This is a genomic window from Pseudomonas vranovensis DSM 16006 (assembly GCF_000425805.1).
Taxonomy (GTDB): Bacteria; Pseudomonadota; Gammaproteobacteria; order Pseudomonadales; family Pseudomonadaceae; genus Aquipseudomonas; species Aquipseudomonas vranovensis.
Window position 1 is genome coordinate 235,122 of the sequence record NZ_AUED01000003.1, and the last position, 17,259, is coordinate 252,380.

Genomic DNA, 17,259 nt, shown 5'->3' on the forward strand with positions numbered 1-17,259 from the left:
CTTCGGGGGCATGGCGTTTTTTTTGCTGCAGTCCCCGTCCGCGCAGCCAGTGCCTGCGGCAACTCTTCACTTAATCTTTCTCAATTGCAGGTGTATCGTATTCGCCCTTCATCGCCGGCCGCATGAGTGCCGGCATGTTGTTCCTGGCATTACGAGGTACCTGCTGCATGTCTTTTACCCGGCGACAAATTCTCGGAGGCCTGAGCGGCCTGGTGGCGATCGGCCTGGGCGCTGGAGGCGCGGCTCGCTACTGGCTGGGTCGTCCCGATCCGAATGCCGGGCACGACTACGAGTTGATCGCCGCGCCGTTGGATGTGGAGCTGGTGCCCGGTTTCAACACCGAAGCCTGGGCCTTTGGTCCGTCGGCACCGGGGACCGAGCTGCGGGCGCGGCAAGGTGACTGGCTGCGGGTACGCTTCATCAACCACCTGCCGGTAGCGACCACGATTCACTGGCACGGCATCCGCCTGCCGCTGGAGATGGACGGGGTGCCGTATGTTTCGCAACTGCCGGTGCTGCCGGGTGAGTATTTCGACTACAAATTCCGCGTGCCTGACGCTGGCAGCTATTGGTACCACCCTCATGTGAACAGTTCCGAGGAGCTGGGCCGTGGGTTGGTGGGGCCGCTGATCGTCGAGGAGCGCGAGCCCACCGGCTTCAAGCACGAGCGCACCCTGAGCCTGAAGAACTGGCACGTGGACGAGCAGGGCAATTACCTGCCGTTCAGTATTCCCCGCGAGGCAGCACGCGGCGGCACGGCCGGGCGACTGATCACCATCAATGGCCAACCCAATGCGGTGGTCGATATGCCGGCCGGGCAGATCGTGCGGGTGCGCCTGCTCAATCTGGACAACACCCTGACCTACCGGATCAACCTCAAGGGCAACTTCGAGGCCAAGGTGTATGCGCTCGATGGCAACCCTGTGACCCCGCGCCCCCTCGGCAAGGCCTACTGGCTGGGTCCGGGCATGCGAATCTGCCTGGCAATCAAGATGCCGCCTGCGGGTGAGGAAATCTCCCTGCGCGATGGCTCCGTGCGCCTGGGCACCCTGCGTTCGGTGGCCAGCAACGAAGCCCCGGGTGACTGGCCGCCAGCGCTGCCGGCCAACCCGGTGGCCGAGCCGGACCTGGCCAATGCCGAGAAGCTCAATTTCAATTTCGAGTGGGTGGGGTCGGTGTCGGTGAACACCGACAACGGTGCGCCACCGAGCCTGTGGCAGATCAACGGCAAGGCCTGGGACATCACCGACAAGACCTGCGCCGACCGCCCGATCGCCACGCTCAAGAAGGGCAAGAGCTATATCTTCGAACTGAAGAACATGACCCAGTACCAGCATCCGATCCACCTGCATGGCATGAGTTTCAAGGTGATCGCCTCCAATCGGCACAAAATCGAAGAGCCGTGGTTCACCGACACCTATCTGCTGGGCAAGAACGAGCGTGCCCAGGTCGCGCTGGTGGCGGATAACCCGGGCACCTGGATGTTCCATTGCCACGTGATCGACCACATGGAAACCGGCCTGATGGCTGCGATCGAGGTGGTGTGATGCGTCAGCCGCTCATCATTGATCGCAGCCGCGATCAGGAATTCATGCGCCTGGCCCTGGACCTGGCTGCCCAAGGGGCTGCCATGGGCGAGGTGCCCGTGGGGGCTGTGCTGGTGCAGCATGGCCAGGTCGTCGGTCGCGGCTTCAACTGCCCGATCAGCGGCAGCGATCCCAGCGCCCATGCCGAAATGGTCGCCATTCGGGCTGCAGCCCAGGCGGCCAGCAACTACCGGCTGCCGGGTAGCACCCTCTACGTCACCCTGGAGCCCTGCAGCATGTGTGCCGGGCTGATCGTTCACTCGCGCATCGCTCGGGTGGTCTACGGTGCCCTGGAGCCCAAGGCGGGCGTGATACAGAGCCAGGGACAGTTCTTCACCCAGGGGTTTCTCAACCACCGGGTGATGTTCGAGGGGGGAGTACTGGCCGAGGAGTGTGGGGCGATTCTGTCGGAGTTCTTCAGGGCGCGTCGGGCAAAGTCCTGAATGGGTAGGGATCGGTTGTTTGAATCGCGACCGCTTTGCGGTCGATCGCTGGCTATCGCCAGCGGCTACGGGGTCAGGCTTTACAATTTGTAGCCGCTGCCGAGGAACGAGGCTGAGATCGGCCGCGCAGCGGTCGTGACTTTTTCCTAAAGCGGCGGGGAGGGCTCTGGTGGCTTGGTCTTGTCGACGCCTGGCATGTGCAGGCTACCTTCGGCCACCTGGGTGCCTTCAAGCTGAGGTTGGGTCACCCAGGTGAGGATGTCGTAGTAACGACGAATGTTGGCCACGAAATGCACCGGCTCGCCGCCCCGGGCGTAGCCGTAGCGGGTCTTGGTGTACCACTGCTTCTGTGACAGGCGCGGCAGCATTTTCTTCACGTCCAGCCACTTGTTCGGGTTCAGGCCTTCACGCTTGGCCAGCTTGCGGGCATCGTCCAGGTGTCCACCACCCACGTTATAAGCTGCCAGGGCAAACCAGGTGCGGTCAGGTTCCTTGATATCGTCGTCGAGCAGGGATTTGACGTACATGAAGTACTTGGCCCCGCCACGAATGCTTTGCACCGGGTCCAGTCGGTTGGAAACGCCCATGGCCTGGGCGGTGCGCTGGGTCAGCATCATCAGGCCACGTACGCCGGTCTTGGAGGTGACTTCAGCCTGCCACATCGATTCCTGGTAGCCGATGGCGGCCAGCAGGCGCCAGTCGACCTGTTCTTTCTTGGCGTATTCCTTGAAGTGCTTCTCGTAGCGGGGCAGGCGTTGCTGCAAGTGCTGGGCGAAGGTGTAGGCGCCCACATAGCCCAGCACATCGACATGGCCGTAGTAGCGGTCTTTGAGGCGCTGCAGGGTGCCATTTTTCTGCACCTTGTCGAGAAATTCGTTGATCTCGTTGAGCAGGCTGTTGTCTTCCCCGGCAGCCACTGCCCAGCGTTGGTCGCGGGCATCACCCAGGTCGAAGGCCACCCGCACCTTGGGGAAATACACCTGGTTCATCGCCAGCTCGTTGGAGTCGACCAGGGTCAGGTCGATCTGGCCTTCATCGACCATGCGCAGCAGGTCGACTACTTCAACGGCATCGGACTCTTCGTATTCCAGGGCGGGATATTGCTTTTTGAGTTCCGCCAGTTGCTCGGCGTGGGTACTGCCCTTGAGCACCATGATCTTCTTGCCGATCAGGTCCTTGGCGTCGGTGGGGCGTGAGCGGCCGTTGCGGTAGATGATCTGTGGGGTTACTTCCAGGTAAGGGTGGGAGAAGCGTACCTGGGACTTGCGCTGTTCGCTGCTGACCAGGCCCGCTGCTGCCAGGACCGGGCCGGACGGCTTGCCGAGCTGGTCGAACAGCTCGTCGAGGTTGTCGGCGGTCTCGACTTTCAGTTCCACGCCAAGGTCATCGGCAAAGCGCTTGACCAGCTCGTACTCGAAGCCGGTTTCACCGTTGCGATCCTGGAAGTAGGTGGCGGGGCTGTTGCGGGTGATCACGCGCAGCACGCCGTCCTCCTTGACGCGCTCCAGCGTGCTTGGTTTTTCAACACAAGCACCGAGCATCAGGAAGAGTCCGGTTGCGATGAGCCATCTGGCGCAGCGCTGGCGCAAAGCGGTATGGGCGAACATAGCTTGCAGTATACGCAAAGGACCGGCCCCGCCATATCTCGACAACCGATAGCTTGTCTGCTAGCGGTCTTTACGATAGTGGGTGGCAGGTTACTACGTTTGCGTGGTTTTTTTGACCCCCAAGTCCGGTTTGTTCCGCCGACATGCGGCCGCGTCAGAATGCTGTGTTCCGGGTGCCGGAATCATCGGATTTAGGCTAGAATGCACGGCCTCTAAGCACACCCCCTTCCTGAGGCTGTCCCGACGATGTTGATCCTGCGCGGCGCTCCTGCCCTTTCTGCCTTTCGCCACGGTAAATTACTCGAGCAATTGAGCCAGAAAGTCCCCGCTGTTAGTGGTTTGTATGCTGAATTCGCTCATTTCGCCGAGGTTGACGGCGAGCTGACCGCCGACCAACAGCACGTGCTTGCGCGCTTGCTCAAGTACGGCCCAAGCGTACCGGTACAGGAGCCGACCGGGCGTCTGTTCCTGGTTATGCCGCGATTCGGCACCATCTCGCCCTGGTCGAGCAAGGCCAGCGACATCGCCCACAACTGCGGCCTGGAAAATATCCGTCGTCTGGAACGCGGTATTGCGTTCTATGTCACCGGCCAACTGAGCGACGCCGATGCAGCCAACGTCACCGACGTATTGCACGACCGCATGACCCAGATGGTGCTGACCAAGCTTGAAGACGCCGCCGGCCTGTTCAGCCATGCCCAGCCCAAGCCGATGACCTCCGTGGACATCCTTGGCGGCGGTCGCGCCGCACTGGAAAAGGCCAACGTCGACTTGGGCCTGGCCCTGGCCGAAGACGAGATCGACTACCTGGTCGCCGCCTTCCAGGGGCTCAAGCGCAACCCCAACGACATCGAGCTGATGATGTTCGCCCAGGCCAACTCCGAGCACTGCCGTCACAAGATCTTCAACGCCAGTTGGGATATCGACGGCCAGAGCCAGGAAAAAAGCCTGTTTGGCATGATCAAGAACACCTACCAGATGCACAGCGAAGGTGTGCTGTCCGCTTACAAGGACAACGCTTCGGTGATCGTCGGTAACGTCGCCGGGCGCTTCTTCCCGAACCCTGAGACCCGCCAGTACGGTGCGGTGCAGGAGCCGGTGCATATCCTGATGAAGGTCGAGACCCACAACCACCCGACCGCCATCTCGCCGTTCTCCGGCGCGTCCACCGGTTCGGGTGGCGAAATCCGCGACGAAGGTGCAACCGGCCGTGGCGCCAAGCCAAAAGCCGGCCTGACCGGCTTCACCGTCTCCAACCTGAACATCCCGGGCTTCGAACAGCCATGGGAACAGGCCTACGGCAAGCCTGACCGCATCGTCAACGCCCTGGATATCATGATCGAAGGTCCGCTCGGCGGCGCGGCGTTCAACAACGAGTTCGGACGTCCGGCGCTGACCGGCTACTTCCGTACCTTCGAACAGTCGATCAACACTCCCCACGGCGAAGAAGTGCGCGGCTACCACAAGCCGATCATGCTCGCTGGCGGCATGGGCAACATCCGTGAAGATCACGTCCAGAAGGCCGAGATCACCGTCGGCGCCAAGCTGATCGTCCTCGGTGGCCCGGCCATGCTGATCGGCCTGGGTGGCGGTGCGGCCTCGTCGGTAGACACCGGCGCCAGCTCCGCTGACCTGGACTTCGCCTCGGTGCAGCGCGAGAACCCGGAAATGGAGCGCCGCTGCCAGGAGGTCATCGACCGTTGCTGGCAGTTGGGCGACAACAACCCGATCGCCTTCATCCACGACGTCGGCGCGGGCGGTATCTCCAACGCTTTCCCTGAGCTGGTCAACGACGGTGGCCGCGGTGGCCGCTTCGAGCTGCGCAACGTACCCAACGACGAGCCGGGCATGGCCCCGCACGAGATATGGAGCAACGAATCCCAGGAGCGTTACGTCCTGGCGGTCGACGCGGCCGACTTCGAGCGCTTCCAGGCCATCTGCGAGCGCGAACGCTGCCCGTTTGCTGTCGTTGGCGAAGCGACTGCCGAGCCACACCTGACCGTTACCGACAGCCACTTCGGCAACAGCCCGGTGGACATGCCGCTTGACGTACTGTTGGGCAAGCCGCCGCGCATGCACCGTTCGGTTACCCGCGAAGCGGAGCTGGGCGACGATTTCGACCCAAGCACCCTGGAGCTGCAAGACTCCGTCGAGCGCGTGCTGCGTCACCCGGCAGTTGCCAGCAAGAGCTTCCTGATCACCATCGGCGACCGCAGCATCACCGGCCTGGTTGCCCGCGACCAGATGGTCGGCCCTTGGCAGGTGCCTGTGGCTGATGTCGCCGTCACCGCCACCAGTTTCGACGTCTACACCGGTGAAGCCATGGCCATGGGCGAGCGTACCCCGCTGGCCTTGCTCGACGCCCCGGCTTCGGGCCGCATGGCCATCGGCGAGACGCTGACCAACATGGCCGCCTCGCATATCGAAAAACTGTCCGACATCAAGCTGTCGGCCAACTGGATGTCCGCTGCCGGTCACCCGGGCGAAGACGCGCGTCTGTACGACACCGTCAAGGCCGTGGGCATGGAACTGTGCCCCGAGCTGGGCCTGACCATTCCGGTGGGCAAGGACTCCATGTCGATGAAGACCCGCTGGAGCGAAGAGGGCGCGGAAAAATCCGTCACCTCGCCGCTGTCGCTGATCGTCACCGGCTTCGCACCGGTCACCGACATCCGCAAGACCCTGACCCCTGAGCTGCGCATGGACAAGGGCGAGACCGATCTGATCCTGATCGACCTTGGCCGCGGCAAGAACCGCATGGGCGCCTCGATCCTGGCCCAGACCCATGGCAAGCTCGGCAGCCAGGCGCCGGACGTCGACGACGCCGAAGACCTCAAGGCCTTCTTCGCCGTTATCCAGGGCCTGAATGCCGACGGTCACCTGCTGGCCTACCACGACCGTTCCGACGGTGGCCTGATGACCACCGTGCTGGAAATGGCCTTTGCCGGTCATTGTGGTCTGGAGCTGGAGCTCGACACCCTGACCAGCAAGCGCGAGAAAATCGCTGCCATTCTCTTCAACGAAGAGCTGGGTGCAGTGATCCAGGTGCGCCAGGACGCTACCCCGGACGTCCTGGCACAGTTCAGCGCTGCCGGCCTTGGTGAAGACTGCGTCGCAGTGATCGGCCAGCCGATCAATAACGGCGAAGTGCTGATCAAGCTGGCCGGTGAGGAGCTGTTCAAGGGCGACCGTCGTCTGCTGCAGCGCCAGTGGGCTGAAACCAGCTACAAGATCCAGCGCCTGCGCGACAACGCCGAATGCGCCGACCAGGAATTCGACGTCCTGCTCGAAGAAGACAACCCGGGCCTGTCGGTCAAGCTTGGCTTCGACGTCAACGACAATATCGCGGCGCCGTACATCAAGAAGGGCGTGCGTCCCCAGGTGGCGGTACTGCGTGAGCAGGGTGTCAACGGTCAGGTCGAAATGGCAGCCGCCTTCGACCGCGCCGGTTTCAACGCCATCGACGTACACATGAGCGATATTCTCGCCGGTCGCGTTGACCTCAACGCGTTCAAGGGCCTGGTGGCCTGCGGTGGCTTCTCGTACGGCGACGTACTGGGTGCCGGTGAAGGCTGGGCCAAGTCTGCGCTGTTCAACAGCCGTGCCCGCGACGCCTTCCAGGGCTTCTTCGAGCGTACCGACAGCTTCACCCTGGGTGTGTGCAATGGTTGCCAGATGATGTCCAACCTGCACGAGCTGGTTCCCGGCAGCGAGTTCTGGCCGCACTTCGTGCGCAACCGTTCCGAGCAGTTCGAAGCCCGTGTGGCCATGGTCGAGGTGCAGAAGTCGAACTCGATCTTCCTGCAGGGCATGGCCGGTTCACGCATGCCGATCGCTATCGCCCACGGTGAAGGCCATGCCGAGTTCGCCAGCCAGGAAGCCCTGCTTGAAGCCGACCTGTCCGGTTGCGTGGCCCTGCGCTTCGTCGACAATCACGGCAAGGTTACCGAGACCTACCCGGCCAACCCGAACGGTTCGCCGCGCGGGATCACCGGTCTTACCAGCCGCGACGGCCGCGTCACCATCATGATGCCGCACCCTGAGCGGGTCTTCCGTGCCGTGCAGAACTCCTGGCGTCCGGATGACTGGAACGAAGACGCGGCGTGGATGCGCATGTTCCGCAACGCGCGGGTCTGGGTGAACTAAGGGTGTACAAGCTCGCCTTCTTCGTCCCGCCCAGCCATGTGGAGGAGGTCAAGGCCTCTGTGTTCGCCGCTGGCGGCGGACGCATCGGCGACTACGATTGCTGCGCCTGGCAGGTGTTGGGCCAGGGTCAGTTCCGCCCGTTGGACGGCAGCCAGCCATTCATCGGGCAAGCCGGCATGGTCGAGCAGGTCGAAGAGTGGCGGGTGGAGCTGGTGGTGGCCGACGCATTGATTGCGTCGGTGGTCGCTGCGCTCAAGCAGAGCCATCCTTACGAGACTCCGGCTTATGAGGTCTGGCTACTCGCAGACTTCTGAAGCCACTGAAAAAGCCGTGACCGGTGTTGAGCCGGTCGCGGCTTTTTTGTGCCTGTGGATTATTGGCGATTGCCAGGCTGGTGGATGCTCGATGTCACGGTTGTGGTGCGGTCGTGGCCACTAGTACGAACCAGTCCCAGGTCAACCGGCGTTTCGTCGCTGGTGCTGCTGTTGCCGGGCTTGTAGGCTTCGATCAAGCCGGTGACCAGGTCCACCGGCGCGTTGGAGGCGTTGATGCCCACGTCGCGTCGGTGGTCACGGCCGGTGAGCGTTCGTTGGGTGACTGGGCTTGAACCCAGCTCAACCTTACCCTTGGCTGTCTGAAGCCGGGCGCCGGACAGTTCGGTGGCGCCTGCGACGTTCAGGTTGATGCCATCGTGACCACTGAGCGTACTTTGGCTGGCCACCGATTCGATCTGGGTGTTTTCAAGCTTGAAGGTCAATGTGGGCGACAGGCCCGGATCGACTTTCTGCGCCGTCGGTCCGACGGCATTCTCAACTTTGCCGCCGAGCGGGCCGGCAAAGGCTTTGGTGGCATTTAGGTAGCCCTGTGGATTTTTCTCCTTGCTAAGGCGGGCGTCGAGCTCCACCTTCACGGTATTGATCCGGTCCTGAACGCTGGCCACGCGCAGGTCTGCACCTATATCGCCATCAATCATTCCCGCCTCCATGCGTACGCCTTCCATGCGTACGCCTTCCAGGCGTGTGTCGGCGAGGCTGTTGAGCGTGATCTGTTGAGCGCGCCATTGGCTGTTCTGGTACGCAAGGTTGTCACGCTGATCGATAAGTCCCTGGAAGCGGCCGTACAGGCCTCGTTTGTCTTCGTCTTTCGTGGCACCCGGCATGGCGTTGAAACCAGCGCCTGCCGTCAAGTCGAGGTTGTTGTAGTGCTCAGTGCTGCTGGAGGCCTCGATCGCGATGCCGCCGTTGACGGCATTAATGAGCACCTTGTCTGCGGTGACGTTCACGCCCTGCAGATGCACGGCATCGTCCTGGTGGTCGCTACTGGTGATGGCCATTTTATTGGTGGCAAACCATTGGGCGCCGGTAGCGGAAGTGCTGGTCTCGTCGATGCGTCCTGCACCGATATGACCTCCCAAGCCACCGCCCTTGCCGTCAGCAGAAGTTTTACCAAGCAGCTCCAAACCACCTCCCAGGCTGTTGCCCTGGGCTCGATGGGTGTCGGTGGCCGCCCTGACCAGCAGGGGACCACCGGCGTCCAGCGTAATACTGCCTATTTTGTGGGTCCTGCTGCCGATGTTGGTGCCGATCAGCTCCAGGGTGCGGCCGGACTTGAGCAGTACATCGCCCTTGGCATCGATTTGCGCCGCCCGGCCCTGGGTGTCAGCACGGTCGCTCGCTTTCTGGTCCAGGTAGCCGCGAAATTCCATTCCCTTGCCTGCAGGGCTGTTACCGCCCTTGGCCCAGGCGTCGCCTTTGAGCTCGTTCAGGTGCGCAAGTTGTTGGTCCTGGGCCTGGGTCAAGCGCAAGTCGCCTGCGGCCTCCAGCTTCAATGAGCCGTCACCGGCATTCAGGGGGGTGCCTTCGTAGAAACCGTCACTGCCAAGCTGTACCTGGATGCCGGTCTTCCCGTAGAGGCTCCCCGGTCGCGCCGTTTGAGTGTTCTCATCAGTCCGCAGGCGCCCACCTTTACCTGCAAGGCGCAGGTTGATGTCACTGCCAGTGCTGGTTTCGACCCGCATACCCGCCTCGACATCCAGTCGATCAAGACTGCTGTGGCTGCTGTCATAGGCAGCGGCCAGGTGATGGGATTGCGCCTCGATTGACAGCGCGTCTTTCTCCGCCCTGTAGTGGGTACCGGTATCTGCAATGGTGGTGGCCTTGATCTTGACGGCACCGCCAGTCAGCTCGGTCACTTGGGCGGTGGTGGTTTGATGGACCTCTTCGCGGTTCAGATGCTTCGCATCAATATCGGTGCCCAGGGTAGGCGGGGCCAGTGAATCCTCGACACCTGCCTGCTGGAAGCGATTGCCTTCCTCACCTTTGGCGAGCTTTTCAATCGGCCGGGTAATGTCACGATAAACAACGCTCGCCCCCAGGCTTGCCTGCCAGTTCTTGTCGGTCAGTTTGCTGCTGAGAGTATCGGCCTGTGCGCGGTTCTCAATGTTGCCGGCGTTCACTATCAAGCTTTGATCGGCTTTGATCTTGGCGGCTTCAGTGACCAACTTGCCGGTGTTGATCTTCACGTTTTGGCTGGAGGCAAGGCTGCTGACCTGGGGCTGGGTGCGTGTCTCTTCCTTGACCTGTTGCTTGTGATAGCCCTCAAAGGCGCTGCCCACCGCATCCATGCCGCCAGTGAGCCTAAGCCCGCCCCCGCTGTGCGTGGTGCTGGTCGTATTGGATTGCTCGTTGTGGGCAGCCGTCAGGTTCAGGTTCTTGGCGTCGATCTCTACGTCATCGGCATTGGCAGAGACCTGGGAGCCGTTGACGGATACATCGCTTTGGCTGATGAGTTGCACCTGACCACCGCTGAGCTTGCTGGCGACGTGTGTTCTGTTGGATTTTTGAGTGTCGTCCGTGCTGACGTTGTAGCCTACCGAAGCGTTGTACTGGTGGGAGTCAGGTTTGCCGTCAACCGCATCCTGGGTCTGGTTGGCACTGGCGGTGAAGCCTCTGTCTTGTTGCTTGGAATGTACGGATTCTTGCTGTTCGGCGGCGCTGATGGTGATGTCTTTCTGCGCCTTGAGCTGCAATTGCTTGCCGGCTTCGAGTTTTGAGCCAATCACACGAATTTCGTCGGCACTGGCCAGGCGCACGTTGCTGTCGGAAGACACATCGCTGATCAGCACATCCTTGCGTTGTTCCTGGCGCTCCGTGGTGCGGCCTATCAGGCCGAATAGTTTTTTATCGTCTTCGCGTTGGCTGAGGCTGGCCTCGTTGCTGGCCGTTTCAATCGACAGTTGGGCCTTTTCGCTGACCAACAGGGCGTCGCCCTTGCTCTTGACCTTCGAACCCCTGATTTGCACGTCATCTGCCTCCACGGTCAATGCCCTGTCGGCCTGAATCGCACTGCCACTGGCTTTGTTGCCCTTGCCCTCGGTCTTGCCGTTCTTGCCAAAGAAGGTGCCGGACACCAGGTCGCCCCGGTAGTCTTTGCTGGCCTGGCTACTCTTGAGGGCGACTTCGGCCACCTCCAGGCTGCTGGCCTTGAGTGTGACATCCCCCGGGCTGATGACCTTGCTACCCAGTATTCGCGTAGCGCCGCCCGACTCGAGGGCAATTTTCCTACCGGTCAAGCTGCTGGCCTTGGCGCTTTCTTCATAGCTGCTGCTGTCCTTGTCGCCGCGCCAGAGGTACTTGCGATGGCGGATCTTCTCATCGACCTGACGGCTTTCGATGCCAGCTGTGAGGGTCAGTGAGTTGTCGGCCTTGACCTTGAGTTCACCGTCGGTATTCACCTTTGCGGCTACCAGGTTCATGTTCTGTCCGGCTTCCAGGGCAATGCCCTGGCTTGCGTGTAGTTCGACGCCGGTCTGTTTGCGATCGGTGCGCGTGGTGTCGCGGTTATAGGTTTCGGTAGTGACGAACCACCATTTTTTTGCATATTTGTCGTTGTCTTTCTTCAGGCTTTCCCGGGTCTGGGCATCAAGGTTCAGGTTCTTGCCGGCCTTGGCCTGGATCTGCTGCGCCTTGACGTTCACGGCGTTCAGGCCAAGATCCTGTGCGGCGGTCAGGGTCACGGCACCGTGTTCGGCGTTGAGCAGGCCGGGTTGTGTGGCGTTGCCGAGGAGCTGCAGGGCGCCCGCCGAATGGATCTCGATACCGTCACGGCCGATGACCTGGCGCGAGCCCACGTTGACGCCGGCGCCCTCGGCCGTGCTGACGATGCGGATACGGCCGGCCTGCATGGCACCGAGCAGACGGGCATCGATGCTGCCATCGGGGGACGCCAGGTGTTCGAGCAGTCGTTGATCGCTGTTGCGAATCAGGTTGCGTCCCGCCGTCAGGTGCAGCGTATCGCGGGCAGTGAGTGGTCCTTTGGTCTCGATGCGTGGGGCAATCAGGTCGAGGGCGCCCTCCAAGTTGCGCTGGCCGCCCTCGAGAACCTGCAGGCTGCCGTTGGCGTTGCGGGTGTCGAGCAGTTTGATGCTTTGCCCATCGATTACGACATTGCCGACCAGGAACCCCGCCCGGGTAGTGTTGATAAAGCTGCCGCCGTTGAGGGTGATGCCATTGGGGTTGGCCAGGATGTAGTCGGCGGGTCGACCGAAGATCTCCTGGGGCCCCTCGATGCGCGAGGCGTTCCTACTGATGACTTCGGCAAGAATGGTCGAGGCCGCCTGGCCCTGGAATTGCGAGTTGGCCGCCAGGGCGCCGGCCAGTTGCGACTGCCCGGCCTGGAGGGCGTTGTTGAGCACCACGCCGGGTGTGTTGACGTTGTAGTCCAGGAACTGGTTGTGCGACAGGCCACTTCCGTTGGGGGGCACGATGTCGATGACTGGTACACCATGGCCGTTTGAGATCACGGGGCTACCGCCTGGGCCGGCAGTGGCCTGCAGGCCGTTATCGGCAAGGGTCATGTAGGGAGCAAGGAGGCTGACGGCAATCATCCAGCGCAGATGATTGGGCGTCAGCCACGCAGGGGCTGGAGGGGTGGGTGTGGTGTACATCATGGTCTCTCTTTTTTTGGTTGTGACATCAGATGTTCAGGATCCACTCCAGCAGCCAGAAACCGGGTTCTAGGCCTTGGCGACGTTGCCCGCTGGCATGGAGTGCGCGTTGGTAGTCGAGTTTGAGCTGGCTGCCCGGCACGCTCAGTTCAAGGCCTGCGTAGGCGCCGGCCAGTCGTTGTGATGTGCTGCCGTGGTCGTATTTGCCCCAGCCCAGGTCAACGCCAAGGGCAGGACGAAGCACCAGGCCGTGGGGCAGGTCCAGCGGCAACGGCTGGCTCAGGCTGTTGCGCCAGACGGCGGCGCTGGCACCGGCGACCACCTGTTGGCGAAAACCGCGCACGGCAGTGTGGTCAGTCACTTGTTGTTGTTCGACGGCAGGCAAGGAGTCGGGGCTGTATTGCAGGTTCAGCTCGCTCTGCCAGCGCCAGGGCCAGTCGGGATCGAGGCCTTGCCGCAGGTGCAGCAGGTTGGCGCGGTACTTGCGAAACTGCGGCTGGGGGCTATTGCGCAAGCGCTGGGTACGGTCGGCGCCGAGCCAGTCCAGGCCTTGGGAAAGACCCAGGTAGGCGGTCCACAGACCGTCATCCAGCCATAGCAGGTTCAGGCCGGCCTCCAGGCTGGTGAGGGTCGGGCTCTGCAGGGGCAGGCGATAGTCGGCCAGGCGATTGTCCAGGCGCTTGTGCTCAAGGCGCCAACTGGTGCTGAGCAAGCCTTGCTGGTTGCGCCACAGGTTTCGCTCCAGCCCCAGGCTGAAAAACGCACTCTGGCCGCTGCTGTACAGGCGCTTGCCAGGCAATTGCGCCTGGTACTGCAGCTGATTGAGGCTCAGGGCGTAGTGCCAGGGGCCGTAGGGAATGCTGTAGTACAGACCGTAACCGCGGCTGTAGCTTGAGCCGGTCTTGAGCGTGGAGTTGACTGACAGCTGCATGAAGTCGTTGAGTTCAAGCGGGCTGTCCAGGCCCACGCCCAGGCCCAGGCGCTGGCGTCCGGTCGCTTTGCTGCCCCTGTTGTCGATGTTGCTGCCCAGGTGCCAGCGGTTACCGAGCTGGCGCGGCGTGATCAGTACCCGGGTCGCGCCTTCGACGCTGCCGGGCAGTAGGTCGGCGACCAGGTCGAAGGCCTTGAGCCGATTGAGCTGGTCCAGGCCCTGTTCCAGTTCGTCCAGGCGCAGCGGCTGGCCGAGCAGGGACGGGAAGGCGCTGCGCAGCGACAGCGGCAAGTCGGGGTTGCTCAGCTCGATGGACTCGACGAAGCCTTCGACGATGACGATGTCCAGCGTGCCGCCCGCTTGCGGGCGGCTGTTCAGGTAGGGTCGGCTGGTGAGGTAACCGGCATCTACATAGCGCTGGGTGATGGCCTTGAGCAATCGATTGACCTGTGCCGGACTCATGCAGGGTTCGATCAGCGGTTGCAGGGCAGGGGCGAGATCCGCCAATGACAGTTGCTGATTGCCCGCCAGGCGTATCCCGCTCAGCGGCCAGCAGGCGACAGGGGCTTGCTCGATGGACGGTGCGGTGTGTGGCTGTGTGGGGGCGTCGTCGGTCCGCAGCAGTGTGCGCAGGCGCTGAAACTGCTCCAGTTGTTCCTGTTGCAGGCGCTGCTCACGCAGGTGCTGCATGACCGGTATGCCATCTGCCGCAGCCGATTGATCGACCCACAACAGGGCGCCCGCCATGACCAGGGCAAAGGTTCGAAACGGGATGCGGCGTGAGCGGGGCATAGGCTGGCGTCCAGGCGTGGCGGGTTATCCGGCCAGCTGGATGTTAAGGACGCTGCTATTTGTCTGGATGCACTCCCGCGCCGGATGGCGGGTAGGTGGGAAGATAGGCTTTTGTGAGGAGCTTCCGGCGCAATGCGCCGGAATGTAGGACGTTCTGTCAGGGGCGAATTTCGATCATCGTGCCGTCCGGCACCATGTTCCACACTTCGCGCATGTCGCGGTTGGTCATGGCGATGCAGCCTTCAGTCCAGTCCAGGGTGTGGAATACCTCTTCGGGGTACTCTTCATCGAGTGGCGTGCCATGGATCATGATCATGCCACCGGGTGGCACGCCTTCGCGTCGGGCCCGCGCCGAATCGCTGATGTTCGGGTAGGACACGTGCATCGCCAGGTTGTAGCGGTCGCTCTCCTTGCGCCAGTCGATCCAGTAGAAACCTTCTGGCGTGCGCTTGTCGCCTTCGCGCAACTTGGGCCCCTTGGGCTGCTTGCCCAAGGAGATGCGATAGGTCTTGAGCGGGGCGCCGCCACTGATCAGTTGCAGGCGACGCTCGGACTTGAGCACCAGGATCTTGTCGATCTGCGCAGTGGTTGCGGGTTTTAGTTGGAGAGGCGAGGGCGCGACCTTTTCAATAGGCTTGGTCACGATGGTTTCGGTAAACGCTGCCTGGGACACCGAAGCCACACTGAGGCAGAAAAGGGCAAACAACCAGCGCATGAAACGATATCCCTGAAAACTAGGTGTTGAGTGACGAAATGAGCAATGGCGACAGACATTCGTTGCCAATCGGATAGCGCTGCTCGATGCGGTCACGATAATAGCATTCTAGGGTACGACTCACGGTCCTGAAAGCCAGCTCGTCCCACGGAATCTCACTTTCATCGAAAAGTCGCACTTCCAGGCTCTCGACCCCGACGGCAAAGTCCAGGTCGGCAAGTTCGGCGCGAAAGAACACGTGCACCTGGTTGATGTGCGGCAGGTCGAACAGTTGGTAGAGGCACATCGACCCGACTCGTGCACAGGCTTCCTCGACGGTTTCGCGACGGGCGGCTTGCTCCACGGTTTCGCCGTTCTCCATGAACCCGGCGGGCAGGGTCCAGTAACCCCGGCGCGGCTCGATGGCGCGGCGGCACAGCAGCACCCGGCTGCCATGGGTCGGCAGCACGCCGGCAACGATGTTGGGGTTCTGGTAATGGATGGTCTGGCAGTGATCGCAGACATAGCGCAGGCGGGTGTCGCCCTCGGGAATGCGCTGAATCACCGGTTTGCCGCACGCACTGCAGAATTTCATGCTTTTATTCCTGTAGGTTGCGCCTATCTTGGCGCCACTGTCACCGTGGCTGCAAGCCGGATCACCTCGGGGCTTGGGCGGTTCGCGGCTTTGGTGCATCATGCAGGACAGGCTTTGGAATCGAGAGAGAGCAATGCTGGACGAGCTACTTCGCCGTGTGAGCAGTCATAGGCCCGACACCCTGGAAACCGATCGTCGTTTTCCCGAGGCCGCCGTCTTATTGCCCATTACCCGCAGCGAAGAGCCTGAATTGGTATTGACCCTGCGCGCCAAGGGCCTGTCGACCCATGGTGGCGAAGTCGCCTTCCCCGGTGGGCGCCGCGATCCGGAAGACCCTGACCTGGTGTTTACCGCCCTGCGCGAGGCCGAGGAAGAGATTGGCCTGCCGCCAGGATTGGTGGAAATCATAGGCCCCTTGAGCCCGCTGATCTCGCTGCATGGGCTTAAAGTCACACCTTTTGTCGGCCTGATTCCCGATTTTGTCGAGTACCAGGCCAACGATGCCGAAATCGCCGCGGTCTTTACCGTGCCGCTGGAGTTCTTCCGCCAGGACCCGCGTGACCACACCCATCGCATCGATTACCAGGGCCGCAGCTGGTATGTGCCCAGCTACCGTTATGGTGAGTACAAGATCTGGGGGTTGTCGGCGATCATGATCGTCGAGCTGGTCAACTTGCTTTACGATGCCCGCATCAACCTGCACCAACCGCCTGAACGCTTCATTCCAATTTGAGCGGGCACACCCGCCACCATTGCCGCACCGTGAGGAACCACGCATGAAATACCGTCTGGGCGACCTGTGCGTCGAAACCCATCCCAACAGCTGGGTGGCACCCAATGCCACGCTGATCGGCAAGGTGCGCCTGCAGGCGGGGGCCAGTGTCTGGTTTGGCGCGGTGCTGCGCGGCGACAACGAACTGATCGACATTGGTGAGAACAGCAACGTACAGGACGGCACAGTGATGCACACCGACATGGGCGTGCCGCTGACGCTGGGCAAGAGTGTCACTGTTGGTCACAACGCCATGCTCCACGGCTGCACCGTGGGCGACTACAGCCTGGTCGGCATCAATGCAGTCGTCCTCAATGGCGCCCGAATCGGCAAGTACTGCATTATCGGCGCGAATGCGCTGATTCCCGAAGGCAAGGAGATTCCCGACGGTTCGCTGGTAATGGGCTCGCCAGGCAAGGTGGTACGCGAACTGACTGAAGCGCAAAAGAAAATGCTCGAGGCCAGCGCTGCGCATTACGTACACAACGCCGAGCGCTACGCGCGCGACCTGGCCCTGCAGGAGGATTGATGAGCAGTCTCGAACGCCCGGTCGCCTCACCCTGCGTACACATCTGCGCCCTGGACGAGGACGACATCTGCACCGGCTGTCAGCGCAGCGCGGCTGAAATCACCCGTTGGGGGCGGATGGACAATAGCGAGCGCCGTCAGGTGTTGAAACTGTGCCACGAGCGCGCGGTGGCCGCCGGACTGATCCTCAACGTTGGCAGCGCCTGATCCGGTACTTGGC

The 17,259-nt window shown here is 62.0% G+C and carries 12 protein-coding genes; 7 read left to right on the forward strand and 5 right to left on the reverse strand.

Features of this window, described 5'->3' with window-relative positions; translation table 11 throughout:
- Nucleotides 1-167 precede the first annotated feature (167 nt).
- Nucleotides 168-1,547, forward strand: a complete 1,380-nt coding sequence (locus H621_RS0108100; protein WP_028942900.1) for a multicopper oxidase family protein — start codon at nucleotides 168-170, stop codon at nucleotides 1,545-1,547.
- A complete protein-coding gene (gene tadA / locus H621_RS0108105; protein ID WP_028942901.1) occupies nucleotides 1,547-2,029 on the forward strand; it encodes a tRNA adenosine(34) deaminase TadA in 483 nt (160 codons plus the stop codon). The genes H621_RS0108100 and tadA overlap by 1 nt, the downstream gene beginning before the upstream one ends.
- Nucleotides 2,030-2,175: 146 nt before the next feature.
- Here the strand turns inward: tadA and mltF are convergent, their stop codons facing one another.
- Nucleotides 2,176-3,636 (reverse strand): membrane-bound lytic murein transglycosylase MltF, encoded by a 1,461-nt coding sequence (gene mltF, locus H621_RS0108110; protein WP_028942902.1) that lies wholly within the window; start codon nucleotides 3,634-3,636, stop codon nucleotides 2,176-2,178.
- A 246-nt stretch (nucleotides 3,637-3,882) separates the two neighbouring features.
- Between mltF and purL the strand changes: the two genes are divergently transcribed.
- Together purL and H621_RS0108120 are read left to right on the forward strand one after the other, a co-directional pair.
- On the forward strand, nucleotides 3,883-7,782 hold the full coding sequence (gene purL / locus H621_RS0108115; protein ID WP_028942903.1) for a phosphoribosylformylglycinamidine synthase: 3,900 nt from the start codon (nucleotides 3,883-3,885) through the stop codon (nucleotides 7,780-7,782).
- Between the two features lie 2 nt (nucleotides 7,783-7,784).
- A complete protein-coding gene (locus H621_RS0108120; RefSeq protein ID WP_028942904.1) occupies nucleotides 7,785-8,096 on the forward strand; it encodes a YqfO family protein in 312 nt (103 codons plus the stop codon).
- A gap of 59 nt (nucleotides 8,097-8,155) precedes the next feature.
- On the opposite strand, the gene H621_RS0108125 is transcribed toward H621_RS0108120, so the two are convergent.
- The 4 genes from H621_RS0108125 to H621_RS0108140 all read right to left on the reverse strand — a co-directional run bounded on the left by H621_RS0108125 (nucleotide 8,156) and on the right by H621_RS0108140 (nucleotide 15,739).
- Nucleotides 8,156-12,730, reverse strand: a complete 4,575-nt coding sequence (locus tag H621_RS0108125) for a hemagglutinin repeat-containing protein (protein ID WP_028942905.1) — start codon at nucleotides 12,728-12,730, stop codon at nucleotides 8,156-8,158.
- Nucleotides 12,731-12,755: 25 nt separating this feature from the next.
- Complete coding sequence (locus H621_RS0108130; protein ID WP_028942906.1) at nucleotides 12,756-14,450, reverse strand: ShlB/FhaC/HecB family hemolysin secretion/activation protein; 1,695 nt, start codon at nucleotides 14,448-14,450, stop codon at nucleotides 12,756-12,758.
- Between the two features lie 157 nt (nucleotides 14,451-14,607).
- Nucleotides 14,608-15,165 carry a L,D-transpeptidase family protein gene (locus H621_RS0108135; protein ID WP_028942907.1) on the reverse strand — a complete coding sequence of 186 codons (558 nt, stop codon included), beginning with the start codon at nucleotides 15,163-15,165 and terminating at the stop codon, nucleotides 14,608-14,610.
- 19 nt (nucleotides 15,166-15,184) lie between these two features.
- Complete coding sequence (locus H621_RS0108140; protein ID WP_028942908.1) at nucleotides 15,185-15,739, reverse strand: NUDIX hydrolase; 555 nt, start codon at nucleotides 15,737-15,739, stop codon at nucleotides 15,185-15,187.
- A gap of 133 nt (nucleotides 15,740-15,872) precedes the next feature.
- Between H621_RS0108140 and H621_RS0108145 the strand changes: the two genes are divergently transcribed.
- The 3 genes from H621_RS0108145 to H621_RS0108155 are packed head-to-tail and all read left to right on the forward strand — an operon-like array spanning nucleotide 15,873 to nucleotide 17,246.
- Nucleotides 15,873-16,472 (forward strand): CoA pyrophosphatase, encoded by a 600-nt coding sequence (locus H621_RS0108145; RefSeq protein WP_028942909.1) that lies wholly within the window; start codon nucleotides 15,873-15,875, stop codon nucleotides 16,470-16,472.
- A 43-nt stretch (nucleotides 16,473-16,515) separates the two neighbouring features.
- The gene (locus H621_RS0108150) at nucleotides 16,516-17,040 is read left to right on the forward strand and encodes a gamma carbonic anhydrase family protein (RefSeq protein ID WP_028942910.1); all 525 of its coding nucleotides are present in this window, start codon (nucleotides 16,516-16,518) and stop codon (nucleotides 17,038-17,040) included.
- Complete coding sequence (locus tag H621_RS0108155) at nucleotides 17,040-17,246, forward strand: DUF1289 domain-containing protein (protein ID WP_036989582.1); 207 nt, start codon at nucleotides 17,040-17,042, stop codon at nucleotides 17,244-17,246. Before H621_RS0108150 ends, H621_RS0108155 begins: the two co-directional genes overlap by 1 nt.
- The last annotated feature ends 13 nt before the right edge of the window (nucleotides 17,247-17,259 follow it).